The 20,257-nt window shown below is 68.3% G+C and carries 14 protein-coding genes; 1 reads left to right on the forward strand and 13 read right to left on the reverse strand.

Annotation, left to right across the window (positions count from 1 at the left end):
• Positions 1-65: 65 nt before the first annotated feature.
• From ACGFIF_RS24420 to ACGFIF_RS24475, 12 genes are all read right to left on the reverse strand, one after another.
• Positions 66-1,244, reverse strand: a complete 1,179-nt coding sequence (locus ACGFIF_RS24420; RefSeq protein ID WP_393157515.1) for a glycoside hydrolase family 28 protein — start codon at positions 1,242-1,244, stop codon at positions 66-68.
• A gap of 33 nt (positions 1,245-1,277) precedes the next feature.
• Entirely contained in the window at positions 1,278-3,299 is a 2,022-nt protein-coding gene (locus ACGFIF_RS24425) for a hypothetical protein (RefSeq protein ID WP_393157516.1), read from the reverse strand.
• A gap of 59 nt (positions 3,300-3,358) precedes the next feature.
• Positions 3,359-4,522, reverse strand: a complete 1,164-nt coding sequence (locus ACGFIF_RS24430; protein WP_393157518.1) for a DUF5605 domain-containing protein — start codon at positions 4,520-4,522, stop codon at positions 3,359-3,361.
• Complete coding sequence (locus ACGFIF_RS24435; RefSeq protein WP_393157519.1) at positions 4,519-5,922, reverse strand: DUF5060 domain-containing protein; 1,404 nt, start codon at positions 5,920-5,922, stop codon at positions 4,519-4,521. The genes ACGFIF_RS24430 and ACGFIF_RS24435 overlap by 4 nt, the downstream gene beginning before the upstream one ends.
• A complete protein-coding gene (locus ACGFIF_RS24440; protein WP_393157521.1) occupies positions 5,919-7,019 on the reverse strand; it encodes an exo-alpha-sialidase in 1,101 nt (366 codons plus the stop codon). The genes ACGFIF_RS24435 and ACGFIF_RS24440 overlap by 4 nt, the downstream gene beginning before the upstream one ends.
• A complete protein-coding gene (locus tag ACGFIF_RS24445) occupies positions 7,016-8,527 on the reverse strand; it encodes an ABC transporter substrate-binding protein (protein ID WP_393157522.1) in 1,512 nt (503 codons plus the stop codon). Before ACGFIF_RS24445 ends, ACGFIF_RS24440 begins: the two co-directional genes overlap by 4 nt.
• Before the next feature lie 31 nt (positions 8,528-8,558).
• On the reverse strand, positions 8,559-9,566 hold the full coding sequence (locus ACGFIF_RS24450) for an ABC transporter ATP-binding protein (RefSeq protein ID WP_393157524.1): 1,008 nt from the start codon (positions 9,564-9,566) through the stop codon (positions 8,559-8,561).
• A 106-nt stretch (positions 9,567-9,672) separates the two neighbouring features.
• Positions 9,673-10,677 carry an ABC transporter ATP-binding protein gene (locus ACGFIF_RS24455; protein ID WP_393157526.1) on the reverse strand — a complete coding sequence of 335 codons (1,005 nt, stop codon included), beginning with the start codon at positions 10,675-10,677 and terminating at the stop codon, positions 9,673-9,675.
• A 10-nt stretch (positions 10,678-10,687) separates the two neighbouring features.
• The gene (locus ACGFIF_RS24460) at positions 10,688-11,827 is read right to left on the reverse strand and encodes an ABC transporter permease (RefSeq protein ID WP_393157528.1); all 1,140 of its coding nucleotides are present in this window, start codon (positions 11,825-11,827) and stop codon (positions 10,688-10,690) included.
• Positions 11,828-11,833: 6 nt separating this feature from the next.
• Positions 11,834-12,832 (reverse strand): ABC transporter permease, encoded by a 999-nt coding sequence (locus tag ACGFIF_RS24465; protein WP_393157530.1) that lies wholly within the window; start codon positions 12,830-12,832, stop codon positions 11,834-11,836.
• The gene (locus ACGFIF_RS24470) at positions 12,833-14,818 is read right to left on the reverse strand and encodes an ABC transporter substrate-binding protein (RefSeq protein WP_393157532.1); all 1,986 of its coding nucleotides are present in this window, start codon (positions 14,816-14,818) and stop codon (positions 12,833-12,835) included.
• Positions 14,819-14,829: 11 nt separating this feature from the next.
• The gene (locus tag ACGFIF_RS24475; protein WP_393157534.1) at positions 14,830-17,199 is read right to left on the reverse strand and encodes an Ig-like domain-containing protein; all 2,370 of its coding nucleotides are present in this window, start codon (positions 17,197-17,199) and stop codon (positions 14,830-14,832) included.
• Positions 17,200-17,426: 227 nt separating this feature from the next.
• Here ACGFIF_RS24475 and ACGFIF_RS24480 point away from each other — a divergent pair, with 227 nt between their 5' ends.
• A complete protein-coding gene (locus ACGFIF_RS24480; RefSeq protein ID WP_393157536.1) occupies positions 17,427-19,211 on the forward strand; it encodes a glycoside hydrolase family 127 protein in 1,785 nt (594 codons plus the stop codon).
• A gap of 13 nt (positions 19,212-19,224) precedes the next feature.
• Here ACGFIF_RS24480 and ACGFIF_RS24485 read toward each other — a convergent pair whose 3' ends face one another.
• The gene (locus ACGFIF_RS24485) at positions 19,225-20,229 is read right to left on the reverse strand and encodes a sugar-binding transcriptional regulator (RefSeq protein WP_393157537.1); all 1,005 of its coding nucleotides are present in this window, start codon (positions 20,227-20,229) and stop codon (positions 19,225-19,227) included.
• Positions 20,230-20,257: the final 28 nt, after the last annotated feature.

Genomic DNA, 20,257 nt, shown 5'->3' on the forward strand with positions numbered 1-20,257 from the left:
CTGCCCGCTCCCTCCAGCGTTGGTTGCAATTAGCAACGATGCGACCATCACGCCGGGCAGGGTGTCTAGGAGGCGGCATTTGCGGGGGTTCTTCGGGAGGGCGGACAGGGCGGGCTGGGACGTGCGGCGCTTGTGGTGAGGGTGAGGTTTTGGACCGGGGACTGCGGGGTGTCGCGGATCTCCAGAGTTGTGGGGGCGTTGCGGATGTGCAGGCCCGAGATGGAGATTTCTCGGACGGCCGGGTGGTGGGTGCCGGTGACGTCCACGTCGGCGTGGTGGGTGTCGACCAGGACTGCGGCGGCGGTGACTGCGTCGACCTGGGCGTCGCGGAGGTCGATGTGCTCGATCAGGCCGCCGCGGTGGGAGTTGGTCTTGACGCGGAGGGCGTGATCGATGCCGGGGCCGGCGATGTGCAGGTCGCGGGCGATGACGTTGCGGATGCCGCCGCTGGTTTCGCTGCCGATGGTGACGGCACCGTGGCCGGTGCCGAAGCGGCAGTTCTCGATCACGATGTTCTCGCAGGGTTGAGCAACGCGGCGGCCGTCGGCGTCGCGGCCGGACTTGATCGCGATGCAGTCGTCGCCGGTGTCGAACGAGCAACCACTGATGACGACGTCGCGGCAGGAGTCCGGGTTGCAGCCGTCGTTGTTCGGACCGCGGCTGTCGACGGTGATCCCGCGGACGACGATGTCGGAGCTGAGCACGGGATGGACCACCCACATCGGGGCGTTGATGATGCGGACGTCCTCGATGCGGACCCGACGGCAGCGGTACGGCTGGACGAAGCTGGGCCGGAACCCATGCCCTGGTTCGAAGATCCGCTCCTCCACCGGGACATCGTCGCGAACCATCCGCAACAGCCGGCTCCAGTCGTCGACCGGCTTCGTGTCGCGCCACCAGGTGTCGGGTGAGGCGCAGCCGTCGAGGGTGCCGGTCCCGGTCACGGCGACGTTCACCGCGTCGTACGCGTAGACGAGTGGTGAGTGGCTGATGCACTCGATGCCCTGCCAGCGGGTCCGGACGATCGGGTACGACGCCGGGTCGGTGAGGAACCGCAGGGTCGCGCCCGCCGCGAGGTGTAGCTCGACGTTGCTCCGGAGCCGGATCGGTCCGGTCAGGAACGTCCCGGCAGGCACCACAACCCGCCCGCCAGTCAGCTCACAAGCTTGCACAGCCCGGTCGAGTGCGCCCGTGCAGTCGCAGTCCGGCCGAGCGCCGAACTCGGTGATGAGGTGGTCAGTCAACGCATCAGCCTCGTGGGGTAGTGCGGTAGGTGGTCATTGGGGCCGGAGGGCTTGGAGGCGGAGGGCGTTTGCGAGGGGGACGGCGATGACCCAGGACGGATTCCAGGTGTTGGCGTGGCCTCGGCGTTGCCAGTGGGTCTGGAACACGGCCTCGCCCTGCTCGCCGACGATCTGGAAACCCCAGTCGCCCACGGCACCGCAGACGCCCTGGCCCATAGCGTTGACCGCCGTCTCGGCGGCGGCGACGTACGCCGGCCTGCTGGTCACGGTGCCGAACTCCATCAGCTCATAGGTCGGGAAGAACGTGTCCAGGTGGTGGTTCTGGACACTCACCGTCGGCCAGCCGATCGCGTTGAACCCGGCAGCACGAAGGGGCGCGTCAAGGTCCTGTTCGGGCGACCAGACGTAGACCCACGTCAGCAGCCAGTCGGCAGCGACCTCGGTCCACGACGCGTAGAGCTCGTCACCGGTGAGCCGGAAGAGTTCGTACGCCGCGAGGAAGTAGTACATGCCGGCTTCTTTGTCCTCGCAGGCCGCATCCAACGTCGACCGGGCGAACGGCCGGTCGAACGTTCGCGCGTGCTGGCCGTGGTAGCGGGTCAGCCAGGTAGTTGCCTCGGACAACAGCCAGGAGTCGTCGAGGACGGCGGCCGCCTTCAGCGCGGCGAGGACGCACGGGATGCCGGCCGCCGAGACCGCGGTGGACGCCGGGGTGCCGTCCAGTCGCCAGCCGATCGGGAACGTGCCGTCCGGCAGCAACGCCGTCCGGAGGAACTTCAACGAAGCGACCAGCGCGTCCGGCCAGGACGGCGGCACGGGTTCACCGTGGGACCGGAACAGCGCGATGATCTCGGCGAGGTCCGCGACCGTCTCGCCGTACGCGCGGCTGGAGACCATCGCGCGGCCGCCGGAGCGGAAACTCGTCCAGCGCCGGCTGCCGACCTGGTAGGCGTTGTGCCGCAGACCGGGCGTCCGGGTCGAACTCCCGGCCAGATAGAACTCGACGGCCGCGCGGCACCGGTCGATCCGCGACCGGTCCCCCGACTCGAAGCCGAGCGACGCGTCACACCAGGCGAGCTTCAGCGCCTGACCGGTCCAGCCGTAGAGGAAGTGTCGCGCCTTGACCGGCCCGTTGCCGGCGACGTCGCTGAACTTCGTGTAGCCGGCCACGGTCCCGGCCCGGTACCAGCGGTTGTCCAGCGCAACGGTCTTGCGGGCGACGATCTCCTCCAGCTCGAGCGGTCGCGCGCCGGGCTCGTTGAAGAGCGAGCGGCCGGTTCCGACGAGGTGCCGGAACGCATGCCCGCGATGCTCCTGCGGACCCCAGTCGAAGACCAACTGCTGCGTGTAGACCTCGCCCGGCAACAGCGTGAGGTAGCCCTCGTCCGTCGACTCGGTCTCCGCCTTGCTGACGTACCGCACGTCCTGCTTGCCGTCGAACATCAGTACGCCGCTCAGCGCCGCAACAACCGGTCCGTCGCGTCGGATCAGACCGAGCGAGCCGTAGCGCACGAGTCCGTCGGCCGAACGGCGCGGGCCCGGGCGGGAGAAGGCGCTCAGCCAGCGGCGCTCCCGGCCGGCCCGCCATTCCAGGTTCACCCCGGGGATCGGCAGCCGGTCCTCCTCGGCGATGAAGCCGCCGCCAGGAGCCGGGCCGATCCGGGGTACGGCGCGCGCCGGGTCCGCGGACGGGTTGTCGTTGTAGATCAGGCCGGGCAGGGTGATCTGGCAGTCGGTGAGGCGGCCGATGTCGAGCAGCAGACCGACGGCTAGGTCGCCCAGCCGACGCTGACCGGTGTTGCGCCAGCGGAGCTCGAGGCTCAACCGGTCGGCATCGTCGAAGGACAGCCGAATCTCGACGGCGACAGGTCCGGTCCGGCAGCCGGCCCGGTGCTCACCGGGGCGGCGGGAGATCCACCACCCGTCGGGCTGCATCGCGTTCGGCTGCCACGGCCGGCCGGCCGAGCAGGTCAACAGATCAGCGACCGGCCGTTCGACGTACGTCGTGCCGCCGGGTGACGTGGTCCCGCCAGAGGTGAGGCCGAGGTGGAGCACAACTCCGCGGGGGGTTCGGCGGAGTTCGGCTGTGCGAGGGCCTGAGGTGAGGGCGGGCATCAGGTCGTCCGGCGGATCTGGATGGCCTGGTACTGGGCTCCGGGCAGGCGGACGGTGAGGGTGTCGCTCACTGTCTCGTGAGTACGGCGAACGCTGTGGTTCCAGACGTCCATGACCTCCACCTGGTAGGCCCCGGCCGGCAGGCTGAAGGTGCGCTCCGGGAACCGGTGCTCACCGAGGTACTGCAGGTAGTAGCTCCCGGGCACGGCGAGCGTCGGGGCGTCGCGGTAGTCGTCAATCGGCTCCACGCCGTCAGGCAGCTCGTCCAGCACCTCACGCAGTAGCCGCAGCCGCTGCGCGACCACGCCGGTCGGCCGCGCTCCCCCACCCGACCACGGGCCGCCGTCTGCATCGACGTACCACTCGCCGTGCGCCACGTGTGCACCCCGGACTGTCCCTTCCCAGATCCGGGTGAGCATCTCCTGACCGGTGAGGCTGGTCTCCGGTGTGGAGCCGTTGCCCTCGTACCCGCAGGCGTCCACGTGCACGGGCTTCGCGTAGTCGCGTCGGAGCGCCGAGACGCCACGCAGGTTCTCCAGCGGAATGCTGAGGTGAGTGAGCCAGGGGACGCCGGGGTCGGCAGCCGAATGCACCGAGATCAGGTGGCGCCCGGAGTCCAGCTCGGCAAGAGCACGCACGTCGGTGTCGGCTTCGAGGCACCAGCTGATGTTGCGGTACGCCGCCAACCGGTTGACCAGTTCGGGTACGACATCGCAGACGACGATCTCGGCGGCCATCCCCACCGCGAGAAGGTCCTGGACCTGCTGGTCGAGGTGGGCCAGCCGGTCCAGGTGTGCCCGAAGACGGACGCGGTTGAACGGAGAAGCCGCCAACGCACGGCAGGCCTCCGCCCAGTTGTCCGCTGACCCGAACCACGTGGTGGTCAGCGGGTGGTACGGCGTGCCGTCGGCCCACCGGAGACCGCTGCCGACCCTGCGGACGGGGCCATGGGTTGTGGCGGGTGTGCACGTGAAGCTGTGCGCCTCGCCGGCCAGCGTGTAGCGCCAGGAACCCTCGAGAGAGGGCATGAAGCGCAGTAGCTGCCGGTCGGCGTCGGTGAAGGACTCGACGTACGCTCCCTCGCCGGACTCGTGGCGGAACTCGACTGTCACCGGACCGTCCACAGCACGCTCGAAGACGGCCCAGCGCTCTACCTCGGTCATCGGGTTCCTCGCAGGGCTAGGTACGGGCGTGCCGGCAGCGGGATCCGGCACGTGCCCGTGTAGGAGGTCGGAAGCGGTGTGATGGTCAGCGCGACCGTGTCGATCAGTTCGAAGCGGTACGGCGGACCGTCAGGCAGGTCCAGCTCGGCAGACGACGGCTGGCGATCACCCAGGTAGTGCAAGACACACCGGTCAGGATCCACATCACCATCAGGCAACCGCGGCAGGCCGGCCATCACGTCACGCAGGAAGGCGAGCCGTGCCGAGCTCTCGCCGTACAGCCGTCCTCCGATCGAGATCCATGCCCGGGTCTCACGATCGACGAAGGACTCGCCGTGGCCGACATACCCGCCCAACGTCATGCCCTGCCAGAACCGATGGACCAGTTCGTCAGCGGTCAGGTTGCCCCAGCGGCGGCCGGCGTTGCCCTCGTAGCCGATCTCGTCGATCACCACCGGTTTCGGACACGATCGCCACGCGGCCACCTCGGCGCCGTCCCAGTGCTGCACGCTCTGGTGGGTGATCCACGGCTTGCTGAAGTCGTACGGCGTGAAGACCTCGTACATCTTGGTGCCGTTGTGGATCGACCGCAGCCGCTGGTACGGGTCGAACCGCTGGACCAGCTGCAGCAGCCGGTCCCAATCCCCGATCGTCTTCTCCCGATTGAAGTCGTACTCGTTGGACAGCGACCACCAGACGTTCCGGTACGCCGCCAGCCGGGCGACCACGTACCGCACGTACGCCTCATCCTGGCCGGGCGTCATCCGGTCGAACCCCCAGACCCCGCGGTCGTAGGGGTGGAACAGGATCAGGTCGGCCTGGATCCCCAGGTCGAGCAGGTCCGCGATCCGCCCCTCGAAGTGCTGGAAGAAGGCAGGATCGAATCGGCCGACATCCACCGCGCCAGGTGTGTTTCCGGCGAACGGCAGCCGCTCCGGGCGCATCCCCTCGGTCGGCAGCAGGCACATCCGCACCTTGTCGAAAGGTGCCGAGCGCAACGACGCGAGCGTGAGCTCCTGGATCTCCTTGGACTCGTAGGTCCAGTGGTAGCACGTCGTACCGATGCAGTCGTACCGGCTGCCGTCGGCGTACGTGAAGTGGTGAGCGCCGTGCACCCCGACCGGCCCGTGGTTCCCCGGGCCGGGCGGGACGCACTCGAACGAGCCGCGATGACCGTCGAGCTCCGCCGCGGAGCTGGACGTGACGTACTCCCACCGGCCGACCCGATCCGGCATGAACCGGGCCCGGTAGACGCCGTCGCCGTCGTAGAAGCCGTCGACCGTGACCACCCGGTTCCGGTACCGGTAGGCGACCCGCAGCGTCACGTCGGCGAACGGGTTGCCGTCCGATGGTCCGGAGTAGGTGAGTTCGTGCACTCCCCACTTCTCAACACTGCTCATGGCAGCCGGTCTCCTGCCTCGATCCACTCCGGCGTGAGGATCACGTGCTTGATCGTCTTGCGCAGGTACGAGTACGCGACGTGCAGCCGGCCGTCGCGCGTCTGCAGCAACGTCGGGTACGAGTACCCGAACTCGTTGTCGCGATACTCCTCGTCCTGCACCTGCAGGTTCCGCCAGTACGGCCAGGTCGCCCCGTCGTCCTCCGACAGCGCCAGAGTGAGCGGGGTCCGCAGCGTCTTCCGCCGTACGCCGCCCTTGCCGTCAGGAACCCAGCGGAACTGATCCCGCTCGGCCGACGAGTCGTTGAAGACGAGGACGAGCCGGCCGTCGGCCAACCGGAGCAATTGGACCGCGGAGTTGTTGTTCGGCAGCGCGGTCCGCTCCGGCGCCGACCAGGTCCGACCGCTGTCCTTGGAGACCGAACGGTGGATCCGGTCCGCGGCCCGGCTGCGGAAGTAGCCGAGCAGCTCACCGGGCGCCAGCTCGACCGCACTCAACTGGACCTGGCCCAGCCCATCGGGCAGGTCACCAGGCGTCCAGGTGCGCCCGCTGTCCGAGCTGAGCTGGACGACCGTGGTCTCACCGTTCTTGTCACAGTCGTACGCCGGCAGCAGCCAGTCACCGTTGCTCAGCACAACGACCGGGTTGCGGATGAAGCTGCCGAGCCGATCGAACAGTACGTCGCTCGGCCCCCAGCTGAGCCCGCCGTCACGAGACACCCGGCGGAGCACCCGCGAGGTGCTCTGGTCGTGCGGCTCGTTGGAGGTGTGCAGCAGCCATACGTCACCCGACGGGAGCACGAACAGCAGCGGATTCTGCTCCGAGTGCTCCGGGTCCGCGGACATCGGCGTAGGCACAGTCCAGGTGTCCGAGCCGGCCGGGAGCCGGGACAGCACGATGCTGGTTTCCGGCTCCCCCTCGCCCGGACCGTTGAACCAGGCGCAGAGCAGGTCTCCGGCCGGCGTCTCGACCAGCGTCGCCGCGTGGCTGTCACCGGGATGCAGCGTCGGCAGCAAGGCCTCCGTGAGATCCCCCGCAGGCCGGAGCCGGCCGTCGAACCGAGGGTCGACGGCCGGGCCGGAGTCTGGAGTCGTCACCACGTGAGCCCTGCGGCGGCCTGGGCCTTGATGTAGTTGGGGATGTCGACCTGCTCGGCGACCTGCAGGGACGACGCGACGTCCATGCCGTCGATCAGCACGTGCTGGCGGAACACCTTGTACAGCGGGATGTCCCAGTACTCGGTGTTCTGGTAGTCCTTCACCACCGCGTTGTCACCCCAGTACACGGCCGAGGTGTCGATCCCCTGCAGCTGCGGCAACGCCCTACCGAACGCGTTCATCACCGCATCGGTCGGCAGCACCGCCTTCACGCCGTACGACGAGATCCTGGTCTGGATCTCCTCCGAGACCAGGTACTTGATGATCTCGAGCGAGTTCTCCTTGTGCGCCGACTGCGGCGGGATGAAGGCGGCCCGGGCGTTCGGCTGGTAGATCGCGGTCGAGCCGCGCGACAGCACCGGCATCGAGGTGACGCCGATCTTCACGCTCTTGGCCCACTCGGTGTAGTCCTCGATGTCGTCTTCCTCGATGTACAGGTCGTTCAGGGCGTACGCGTTCAGCTTCGACAGCGTGTGCACCGCCATCGCCACGTGGCCGGGGAAGCTCATGTCGCCCTTGAAGAAGTCGTCCACGGTGGTGAAGGTGTTGCCGGGCAGCGACAGGAACCGGTACATGTTGTCGGCGACCCGCTTCCACTCCACCGACGTCAGGTTCACCTTGACGTCCTCGGGCGCCGGCTGCTCGCTGCTGCCGGGGACGAACGGGTAGAGCCCGAGCTGGTTCAGCGCCAGGTAGTTGTCCGGGTGCTGCATGAAGCCCTTGTAGTGGTCGATCCCGTCGTTGCGGGTCAGCGTCTTCGCGGTCTTGTAGATGTCGTCGTACGTCGACCCGACCCGCGGGTACCGGACCCCGAACTTGTCGAAGATCAGCTTGTTGTAGAGCAGCACGTGCTCGTCGATGAACACCGGCACGCCGTACAGGCCGCCGTCGGAGCGTGACTTGACCAGCTCGACCGAGCCCTGGTTGAGCGCGGACAGGTCGATCCCGGCCTGCTGGACCATCGAGGTCATGTCCTGGACCCAGCCGAGCGGCTCCAGGTCGCGGTCGATCCGGGTCCGCGGGTCCTCGATGATCAGGTCCGGCACCCGGCCGGCCTTGGCGATGTCCTCGTACCGGATCGGGTAGTCCCAGGTGGCGTACTTGATCTTCACGGCCGGGAACTTGGCCCGGATCGCGTCGCCGAAGACGGTGTCGAAGTACCGCGTCGCCTCCCGGCCCTCGTCGTCACCGCCGAGCTCGAACGGCTTGAAGTTCACCGCGAAGATGAACAGTTCGTCGTCGTCCACCGAGAACGGCTTGCCGTACCGGTTCGGGATCTCGACGGTGCCGGCCGCGGAGCGTGCGCCCGCCCGCGGAACGGCGGAGGTGGAGCTGGTGGTCGCCGCGGCGGCCGTGCCGGGCAGCCCGGCGCCGAGGGCGGCGAGACCACCGAGCAGGGCACTGTTCCGCACGAAGCCGCGACGGGACATACCTTGGTTGTCAGACATGCTGGACCTTTCGTAAGGGGCGGTGGTGTCGTCAGGCCGTCGCGGCCGTGGCGACACCCTTCAGGTCGAGCTGCTCGGCGAAGTGACAGGCGACCCGGCGGCCACCCACCTCGCGCAGCTGCGGGACTTCGGTGCGGCAGCGCTCCTCGGCATATCCGCAGCGCGGACTGAACGGACAGCCGGGCGGCACCCTGGACGGGTCCGCGATCTCGCCGCGCAGCATGATCCGCGACCGCTTGCCGCGCGACGCCGGATCAGGATCGGGTACGGCGCTCAGCAGCGCCTCGGTGTACGGGTGGAGCGGCTTGCTGTACAACTCGTCGGTCGAAGCGCTCTCGACCAGCTTGCCGACGTACATCACCGCGACGTCGTCGGCGACGTGCTCGACGATGCCGAGGTCGTGGGAAACGAACAGGTAGGTGAGTCCGGACTCCTCCTGCAGGTCCTTCAGCAGGTTGAGGATCTGGGCCCGGACCGACACGTCGAGCGCACTGACCGCCTCGTCCGCGACCACCAGCCGCGGATCGGTCGCGAGGGCCCGGGCGATCACCACCCGCTGCCGCTCGCCACCGCTGAAGGCATGCGGGTAGCGATGCGCGTACTCCGCTCGCAGCCCGACCCGCTTCAGCAGCTCCGCGACCTTGTCGTCGATGTCGCCGCGCGAACCACGCTCCTGCACCCGCAACGGTTCGGCGATGATGTCGCGCAGCGTCTTGCGCGGATCGAGGGACGAGTGCGGGTCCTGGAAGATCAGCCGGATCTGCGCGCGATAGGGCTTCAGGTCCTTCTCGGACAGCTTGGCCAGATCCACGCCGTCGTAGTGGATGCTGCCCGACGTCGGCTCGTAGGCCCGCACGATGCACCGGCCGAGTGTGGTCTTCCCACATCCCGACTCCCCCACCAGCCCGAGGGTCCGGCCCGCCTTGATCGACAGGTCGACACCGTCCACCGCCTTCACCACACCGCGGTTCCGGCCGAAGAACCCGGTGTGCAGCGGGAAGTGCATGGTCAAACCGTCGGTCGTCAGCAGGTTGGTCATGGGGCCTCCCGGCCTGGACTGAGGAGCGGAGGGAGCGAAGCGACTGGAGTGACGAGGGAAGGCCGGGAGTTAGAGCCCCATGACCCCCGCGCCGGAGGCGCGGCATTCAACACCGCTCCTCCTCGCCGTACAGCAGGCAGGCGACGTCGATGTCGTCGCTGCGCACCCGCGTCGGCACGGTCAGGTCGCACTTCCCGGCCATGAACGCGTCACACCGCGGATGGAACCGGCAGCCCGCCGGTCGTTCGTACGGCGGTGGCACAGTCCCGCGGACGGCGGCCAGCCGGCCCCGGCCACGTTGCCCGAGCCGGGGCACCGATCGGACCAGCGCCTGGGTGTACGGGTGTTTGGGCTCGCTCAGCACCGACGCGGCCGGCCCGTGTTCGACCACCTCGCCGAGGTACATCACGGCCACCTCGTCGGCGACCTGCGCGGCCACGCCGAGGTCGTGGGTGATCAGCATGATCGCCATGCCGAGCTCCTGCTGGAGGTCCTGGAGCAGGTCGAGGATCTGGGCCTGGGTGGTGACGTCCAGCGCGGTCGTGGGCTCGTCCGCGATCAGCAGCCGCGGCCGGCAGGACAGCGCCATCGCGATCATCGCTCGTTGCCGCATGCCACCACTGAGCTCGAACGGGTACGAGTCCACCCGGCGCTTCGCGTCCGGGATGCCGACCCGGCCGAGGAACTCGATCGCGCGCTCGCGGGCCTCGACCTTGCCGACTCCTGTGTGCAGCCGGATCGCCTCGATGATCTGGTCGCCGATCGTGTGCACCAGGCTGAGGGAGGCCATCGGCTCCTGGAACACCATCGCGATCTCCGACCAGCGCGTCTGCCGGAGCCGCTTGTCACTCGCGGCCAGCAGGTCCAGCGGGTCGTCGGCGGGCTGGTCGCCGTACAGGAGGATCTGGCCGCCGACGATCCGGGCCGGGCGTTCGACCAGGCGCAGGATCGAGCGTGCGGTGACGCTCTTGCCGCACCCCGACTCCCCGACCACGGCCAGCGTGCGGCCCCGCTCGACGGTCAGACTCACACCGTCGACGGCCTTGACCACGCCGTCCTCGAGCTCGAAATGCGTCCGCAGATCGCGGACCTCCAACAGTGGCTGAGCCATGAAAGTGCTCCTACTTGTAGGGGTCCGCGGCGTCGCGGAGGCCGTCGCCGACGAAGTTCATGGCCAGTACGACGACCACGACCGCGAGACCCGGCGTCAGCAGCCAGGGGGCGGTGGCGACCGCGCGGATGTTCTGCGCGCCTTCGAGCAGCACACCCCAACTGACGGCCGGTGCCTGCAGGCCGAGCCCGAGGAAGCTCAGGCTGGTCTCGCCGAGGATCATCCGCGGTACCGCCATCGACACCGACGCGATGATGTGGCTGGCGAACGACGGCACCATGTGGCCGACGATGATCCCGCCGCGGCCGACCCCGTCCAGTCGCGCCGCCATCACGAAGTCCTCCTCGCGCAGGCTGAGGAACCGGCCGCGGACGTCGCGGGCCAGCCCGGTCCAGCCGATCAGCGAGAGGATCACCGTGATCGCGAAGTATCTGGTCAGTGGCCCCCAACTGTTGGGCAAGGCCGCCGACAACGCCATCCACAACGGCAGCGTCGGGATCGACATGATGAACTCGATGACGCGCTGGATCGCGTTGTCGATCGGACCGCCGAAGTACCCGGAGATACCGCCGATCAGGATGCCGAGAATGAAGCTGGCGAACACACCGACCAGGCCGATCGACAGCGACACCCGGGCACCGTGGATCAGCCGGGACAGCAGGTCGCGGCCGGACTGGTCGGCACCGAGCAGGAAGAACGGCTCGCCGGCCTTGGTCGGGCCGATCAGGTGGATGTCGGACGGGATCAGCCCGAGGACCTTGTACTCGTCACCGCGGACGAACAGGCCGACGTCGACGATCTTGTTCTTGTCGACCGTGAAGGTCTGCTCGAACGTCTCCTGGTTGCGCGTGGAGGAGTAGCCGTAGACGAACATGCCGTGCTCGGTGGAGAGGTGCACCCGCTGGGGCGGCGCGTACGGCAGGGCCGTGTGGGCCGAGTCGCTGGCGGCCGGCGCGAAGAAGCCCGAGAAGACCGCGATGAAGTAGATCGGGACCAGCACGATCAGCCCGATCAACGCCAGCCGGTGTTTGCGGAACTGGCGCCACATCAACCGCCACTGCGGCAGCGCGCCGTGGTCGCGCAGGCTCTTCACCACCTCGGACTCGGCCTGGGGCGGCGGCGCGGGCTGTTGCTGGATTGTCTGAACCATCGGGGCCTATCCCTTCGACAGCCGGTGGCGGATCCGCGGGTCCCACCAGGCCAGCGCGAGGTCGCTGAGCATCGTGCCGATCACCGTCAGCGCGCTGAGGATGAGGACGAAACTGCCGACCAGGTACATGTCCTGGCTCTTCACCGCGCCGAGCAGCAGCGGCCCGCTGGTCGGCAGGCTCATCACGACCGACACGATCGTCTCGCCGCTGATCAGACCGGGCAGCAGCCAGCCGACCGTGCTGAAGAACGGGCTGAGCGACATCCGGACCGGGTACTTGACCAGCAGCTTCCACTCCGGCAACCCCTTGGCCCGTGCGGTCGCGACGTACGGCTTGTGCAACTCGTCGAGCAGGTTGGCCCGGGTTATCCGGATCAACCCGGCCGTGCCGGCCACGCCGACCACGACTATGGGCACCCAGAGGTGCGATATGAGGTCGATCAACTTGCCCAGGTTCCAGGCCGCGTCGGCGTACTCGGGGGAGAACAGTCCGCCGACGCTCTGGCCGAAGTACCGGAACCCGATCCACATCATCACCAGCGCGAGCATGAACTCCGGAACGGCCATCCCGATGAAGCCGAGGAACGACGCGACGTAGTCACCGGGTGAGTACTGCCGCAGCGCGCTGTAGATGCCGATCGGGAAGGCGATCGACCAGACGAACAGCAGGCTGCCGATCGACAGCAGGATCGAGAGCAGCACCCGGTTGCCGATCAGGCTGGCCACCGACTGGTTCCAGGCGAACGACTGACCGAGGTCGCCGTGCAGGACCACACCGGAGATCCAGGTCCAGTACTGCACCAGGAACGGTTTGTCCAAGCCGTAGTGCCGTTTGAGCTCGGCGATCTGCGAGTCCGGGATGTCCTGGCCACGGGCCTCGGCGTTCGCGATGACCGTGGTGGTGTAGTCGCCCGGCGGCAGCTTGATGACGACGAAGGTGACGAACGAGATCGCCGCCAGCGTCACTGCCATCCACACCAGCCGCCGGCCGAGGTAGCGCAGCATCTACTGTCCGATCGCGAACTGCTCGGGGTGGACGATGCCGGGGGCAACGGCCTCGATCATCTTCTCCGGCACGTTGTGGAAGTCGTTCTTCGCGATCCCGTAGGTGTTCGGGACGCTGCTGAGGCCGATGTAGTAGAACTGGTCGGCCGCGATCTGCAGGATCTGCTTGCCCAGGTCGAGGGTCTTCGCCGGGTCCGGCTCCTGCCGGCCCTTGGTGAACAGCTCGAGCTGCTTCTTGACCTCGGCCGGCGGCTCGACACCTTCCTCGCCGTCGGACTGGTACCACTGCGCCCAGCCGATGCCGTACCGCGCGCTGCCGTCGTTGGTGGGCACCCAGTAGTGGTCACCGCCGGTGCCGGTCGGCAGCACGAAAGTACCGCCGGTCCACGTCCCGGCGTCGTGGTCGTTGGCCTTGACCCGCTCCTTGGCGAGGTCCTCGCTGACCGCCTGGGTCCGCAACTCGACACCGACGGCACGCCAGCGCTTCTTCACGAACTCGATCGCCTCGACGTGGTCCGGGAACGACTCGCTCACCAGCACGGTCACCGACACCGGCTTGCCGTCCGCACCCAGCCTCCGGCCGTCCGCGGCCTTCTTCAGCCCGGCCTTGTCCAGGTGCTCGTTCGCCTTCGCCTCGTCGAACTCCAGGTACTGCGTGGCGAGCTGTTCGTTGTAGTACGGCGAATCCTTCGGCGGAGCGCAGTTCCACGGCTCGCCCTGACCGGCGTACACCGCGTCGATGATCTCCTTGCGGTTGATCGCGTACGACAGGCCGATCCGGAAGTCCTTGTTCGCGAACAGCGCCCGCTTGACCGGGTTCTTGTGGGTCTGGTTGATGCCGATGATCATCGTGTTGGTCAGCTGAGTCGGCACCTCGAAGATCCGGTAGGCGCCCTTCTCCCGGTTCTGCGCCACCACCGGCTTGTTCTGCGGCGTACCGAAGTTGCGGTACTGCATGCCGAACTCGCCGTTCATCACCTTGAGCAGCTCGACCTGGGCGTCCTGGACGACCTCGACCCGGCAGGCGTCGATGTAGGGCAGTTGCCGGCCCGCGTCGTCGACCTTCCAGTAGTACGGGTTCCGGGTCAGGGTGACCGCGGAGCCCTTGCCCAGCGGAGTGGTCACCTTCCACGGTGCGAGCGTCGGCTGCTCCGGGTTCGTCCACGGGTTCTGCTTCTGCGCGAACAGGTCGGTCCAGCTGCCGACGCCGGCCTTCTTCGCCAGCGCGTTCGCGTTCGGGTTGTACTTGAGGTGGAACTGCTGGAAGTAGTGCTTCGGCAGCAGCATCCCATACGCACCCTCGCGCAGGAAGATGCCGTCGGCGATCTGGATGATGAGCGACGGCTGCGGCGCGGTGTAGGTGAGCTTGACGGTCCGTTCGTCGACCTTCTCCATCGTCGCGATCTTGCCGGTGTCCGGCGAGGCGAAGGCGTCGTAGATCCCGTCCGGGTGCAGCCCGGCGTCGCACTGCACCTCGAGCAGCGTGAACAGCATGTCGTCCGCGGTGCAGGGCTTCCCGTCGGACCACTTCAGGCCCTCGCGGAGCGTGAAGGTGATCACCTTGCTCTCGGCATCGACCGTGTACTCGGCGACGTTCGCTTCCATCTCGTCGTACCCGGGCTTGCCGGTCTTGTCCGGCCTCCAGCGGACCAGGGGCTCGTACGCCAGGGCGTTCCACAGCCACTGGGTGTCCTCCTGGGTCAGCATCGCCGAGCGCCAGGTCCCGCCGTACACCGCCTTGCCGGCCAGTGGCTTGATCACCGGCGGGTTCTTCGGCAGCCGCTCGGCCAGCGGCGGCAAGGTGCCCTTGTCGACCAGGGCCTTCAGCATCGGCGACTCCAGCTGGTCCGCCGTCGCGGCCTGCGCGCCGGCCCCCGCGGGCTTGGTGTCGAAGAAGCTGCACCCGGGCACGGTGGCCACGGCCAGCAGCCCGAGACCGCCCTGCAGCACCCGTCGCCGGTCGACCTTGCGTAAATCTCCGGACATCGTCACTTTCCTCACTGCTCGACCGTGATGTTGCTGAACTGCGCGGTCCCGTAGTCCACGAGGGCGTTGTCCTCCTTGCCCCCGTCGACCGCGAAGCCGATGTAGAAGGTCCGGCTCGGCATCGCGATTCGCTCGTAGCCGAACCGGTCCCACTTGACCTTGTCGGTGGAGTTGCCATCTGCAATAGCTATGAAGGCCTCGAACTCGACCTCCCGGGCCTGCGGCCGCTCGCGCCGGAGCAGCCGCAGCCAGTACTGCTGGGCCGGGTCGAGGTACTCGTCCTCGGTCCACGGCCACGGGCCGACACTCGGCGACGGCCCGTCGGTCTGGAACCGGATCGCCTGGGCCTTCATGCCGCCGTCATCGGTGACATTGGCAACCCCGCCGGCGTCGCCGATCGTGCCGGTACCGCCGGCCACGCCGAACCCGATCCCGCCGTACATGAACGGGGCGGCCGGGTCGAGACTGTCGCGGATCATCAGCCCGGCGGTGAGTCCGTTGGCCACCTTGGCGAGTTTGTCCAGCCGGGCGGTGATCTGGGCGACCGATCCGGCACCGCCGACCTGCAGCTTGCGGTGGACGTAGTGGAAGTTGCTGGTCCGGCCGAGGATCCGGCCGGAGCCCTTGACCGTCAGGATCCCGCCGTCGAGGCTGGCCGATCCCGGCACCGGCGGCTTGCCGACCGCCGCCGACGTCCAGCCCGGAGTGCCGGACTGCAGGTTGACGTGCACCGGCACCTGGGTCGACTGGGTCGCCGTGCCGTTGCGGTCGGTCGCCCGGGCGGTGAGCCAGTAGGAGCCGTCGGCAACGTTCTTCCACTCGATCCGGTACGGCGCTCTCGTCGCGGTGCCGATCAGCTGCTCACCGGAGAAGAACTCGACCGTGGCCAGCTCGCCACCTTTGGCCGCGGCGGCGTCGGCCTCGACCGTCACGGTGGGCGCCGTCCGGCCGGGAATCGTCTGGTTGAACTTCGGGCTGGTGATCTCGACCTTCGGGTTGCCGACCGGGTCGGGGACGATCGAGTTGAGGTAGTTCTCCAGGTAGGTGTAGCCGTTCGGCGCGATCTTCTGGGCGTCCGACGGGTCGTTGGGGTCGAGCCCGTTCGCCTTCTCCCACCAGTCCGGGATGCCGTCGTGGTCGGAGTCGGCGGCCGCCTCGGTCGAGGCCAGCACCGGGAAGCCGCCGACCTCCTTCTGCGAGTTGATCAGCCGGCCAGTGCCGTTGCGGGCGTCGTTGACGATCCGCGCGTCGGCCGCGTCCCGCCGCGGCAGGATGGCACCGGCGTTGGCGAGGACGGCCTCGTACGCCTTGGCTGCGGACTGGGTCTCGATCTCGTCCGCGAACGGCTGCGGCCGGGACAGCTCGTTGATACCGCCGATCGGGTACCGGATCCCGCGGCGGTTGTGCGCGGTGACGTCCGGATGGCCTTCGACCTGGTTGCCGGCGACGTACCACTGGCCGCCGCGGTTCGCGCTCAGGATGACCGGGGCGACCTCGGACAGCGTGGTCGGGCCGGGCTTGTAGTAGTTGCCGACGATGTTGATGCCGTTGGCCCACTCCCCGCCGTACACCGAGGTGTAGCCGTGGTCGTAGACCACGTTGTTGCGGTGGTCGACCTCGAGATTGATGTTCTCGGTGTAGCCGAACCGCGGCTGCCGGCCGCCCTGGTGGGCGATCAGGTTGTGGTGGTAGCTGTTGCGCTCACCGCCCCAGATCCCGCCGTACCCGTGCCGGCTCTTCGGGTGCGCCGACAGGGCGAGACCCTCCGCGATGATGCACCACTGGATGGTGACGTCGAAGTTCCCGTACGGCGACAGGCACTCGTCGACCGCCCAGCTGAACGAGCAGTGGTCGATGATCAGGTTCCGGATCTCCGGACTGACCGAGCCGGGCACGTTGGTGTTGAACGCGTCGTCGGCGGCCGCGTTGCGATCACCGAGCCGGAACCGCAGGTAGCGGATCACGATGTCGTGCGCACCACCCTTGACGTTGGTGCCGCGTCCGGACACGCAGATCCCGCCGCCGGGGGCGGTCTGGCCTGCGATGGTCAGGTTGCTGCCGGCGATCTCCAGGCCCGTCTCGAGCTCGATCGTGCCGGAGACGCGGAAGACCACGGTCCGGTCCGAGCCGGAGACGGCGTCGCGGAGCGAGCCGGGGCCGGAGTCGTTGAGGTTGGTCACCTCGTAGACGGATCCGCCGCGGCCGCCCTTCGACCACTTGCCGGCACCTTCGGCGCCGGGGAAGGCGGGCAGCCTGTCCTCGGTGGTCTGGGTGCGCACGGCCTGGGCGGGCACCGTGATGCCCAGCGTGGCGGCGGCACCGACGGCAGCGGTGGTTCCGACGAACCCGCGGCGGGTCCAGCCGGTGGATGCTTCGGTCATCGTCCATGCCTCACTTTCGGCAGGGGGCGGGCTGCTGAGCCAATCAGATTCTGAATATCTAGTCAGCTTCGAATGGAACGACGGCCTCATGGTCACGGAGGTTACGAGCCGATGTCAAGAGCATGACACCCGGTTTCCGCAATCGTTTGCAGTCTGCGCTTCGTTCGGCGGCAATCGTTTGCACTGAAGCCTTGCCCGGTGCTCGCGGGCAATGGTTACCTTCATGCATGCCACTACGCCCACTCCCCCTTGGCGCCGCCAAAATCACCGACGGCTTCTGGCGGGAGCGTCAGGAGATCAATCGGACGTCGACGATCCCGGCCGCGGCTCGTCGCCTGGAAGAGGCGGGAACGCTACGGAACCTTCGCCGCGCCGCCGGCCACGAACCCGTCGGCGACGGGTTCGCCGGAAAGCTCTTCGCCGACACCGATGTCTACAAATGGCTCGAGGCCGTCGCCTGGGAGCAGACCCGGTCGCCGTCGCCCGAACTCGCGGAGTGGCAGACGGCTACGAACGCGTTGGTCGAGGCAGCGCAAGAGCCGGACGGGTATCTGAACAGCTACGTGCGGCTGGTGCTCGACGGCGAGCGGTTCGGTGACCTGGAGAAGGGGCACGAGCTGTACTGCGCGGGTCATCTACTGCAGGCGGCTGTCGCACAGTCACGCGCGACCGGCGACCGGACGTTGCTCGAGGTCGCGACCCGGTTCGCCGATCTGCTCTGCAAGACGTTCGGGCCTGGTCGCACCGAGGGCATCGATGGTCATCCGCTGATCGAGATGGCACTGGTCGACCTGTACCGGGAGACGGGGACGTCGTCGTACCTCGAACTGGCCTCGTACTTCGTGGAGGCGCGTGGTCACGGGTTGCTGGAGCCACCGGGCCATCACGGCCCGGCGTACTTCCAGGACCACCTGCCGGTGCGTTCCGTGCGAACACTCGCCGGGCACGCGGTGCGGGCGTTGTATCTCGCCGCGGGAGCGACCGACGTCGCGGTCGAGACGGGAGATCCTGAGCTGCTCGACGCACTGAAGGCGTCATGGCAGACCATGGTCGACAGTCAGACGTACCTGACCGGCGGCGTCGGGTCACGGTGGTACGGCGAGGCGTTCGGTGACCCGTTCGAGTTGCCGCCGGATGCGGCGTACTGCGAGACGTGTGCGGCGATCGCCAGTGTCCAGTGGAGCTGGCGACTGCTGCTCGCGACCGGCGAGAGTCAGTACGCCGACCTGATCGAGCGGACCCTGTACAACGCGGTCATCTCCGGTGTCTCGCTGACCGGTCGCGAGTTCTTCTACGTGAACACGTTGAAGGTGCGCCAGGGTGCGTTCGCGGATGATCAGCGGTCGGCGGCGGCAGGGCGGCAGGGGTGGTTCGGTACGGCGTGCTGCCCGCCGAACGTGATGCGCACGCTCTCGTCCCTCGACCAACTGGTCGCGACCTCGGACGACGACGGGGTGCAGTTGCAGCTCTATACGCCGGCTTCGGTCCGGGTTGAGCTCCCGGTTGGAGCAGTCGGGTTCGAGGTCGAGACGCGGTATCCGTGGCACGGCACGGTGACCGTGCGCGTGACCGAGGCACCTCAGGAGCCGTGGACGTTGGGGCTGCGCATTCCCGCGTGGGCCGACGACTGCACCTTGACGGTCAACGGGGTCGAGCAGTCAGTCGGTCCGTTGCGCCGGGTCTGGGCGGTCGGCGACGAGGTGGTGCTGGAGTTGCCGGTGCAGGCACGTCGTACGGTGCCGGACGATCGGGTGGACTCGGTGCGCGGGTGTGTGGCGATCGAGCGTGGGCCGTTGGTGTACTGCTTCGAGCAGCTGGACCAGGACGTCGTACTGGATGAGGCGGCTGTCGTGGCCGGAGACCTGCTCGAGGCTGAGCGGCCGGAGTTGCTGGGTGGGGTGACGACGGTCGAGGTGCCGGCTCGGGACGGTCGGACGTTCACTGCGATCCCCTACTACGCATGGGCCAACCGGGCGGTCGGGCCGATGACTGTGTGGATCGATGCCCGCTAGCTCGGGCTGTCGCTCAGTCTGCTGCGAGGCGCTCGGCGACGGTGCGGTCGCTGATGAGGACGTCGACCCAGCCTCCGAGCAGCGCCGCGCGGATGGCGGCGTACTTGCGCATGCCGCCCGCGACCCCGACGCTGCGCAGGTCGTCGCTGCGCACCTGAGCCGCGGACAGCCCGAGCACCCGCTGGTCGAGCTCGGACCGGACCGGTTTGCCGTCTGCGTCGAAGAAGCGCAGGCAGATGTCGCCGACCGCGCCCTGGTCGCGCAGCACCTTCTGGTCCTCGGCGGTCATAGCGTTCCCGCTCTCCCTGAGCAGCGGCGACGGCTCCAGACTGCCGATTCCGACCAGCAGCAGAGTCAGCCTGGACCAGGCGTCCATCACCTCGCTGACGACCGCGTCCTTCACCAGGGTCCGCTTCGCGTTCACGCTGCCGACCAGACCGGGCACCGGCAGCAGCACCGGCGCGGCGCCGGTCAGATCCGCCAGCCGGCCGATCAACCGCGCGGCCCGGGCCTGAGCGGCCGGATTGCCGACACCGCCGAGCACCTGCACAACCTCCTCGGCGACCTGCGTCGGCCGCGGTGTCATCGACTCGACGGTCGCCAGCAGGGTGGAGCTCCACGACGAGATGCCGATCCGGTCACCGCCGGTGAGCGTGGTCTCCAGGTACACCGCGGCGGCCGCGCCCAGCGCCGGGATGATGTGCGCGTCGTCCTCACCGCTGGCGTCGACGACGATCACCTCACGCAGCCCGTACCGCTGCTCGATCGCGTCCTCCAGCTCGGTGTGTACGCCGCTCGGCGGGATGACGACCGTACGCACGATGCCGGCCACCACGGCCTGCTTGAGCAACCGGGACACCCGCGGCTGCGAGATGTGCAGCTGCGCGGCGATCTGGGGCTGGCGGACGCCCTGCTCGTGGTAGAGCTTCGCGACCTTGGTGAGCAGCCGCAAATGATCAGCCGACGGCTGCCGCCGGGCAACCGGCCGCGGCCCCTGTCCCGCACTCGCCGTCGTCATGCCCAGCATGCTAACCGCAGAAGAAGGA

The sequence above is a fragment of the Kribbella sp. NPDC049174 genome (genome assembly GCF_043197365.1).
GTDB lineage: Bacteria > Actinomycetota > Actinomycetes > Propionibacteriales > Kribbellaceae > Kribbella.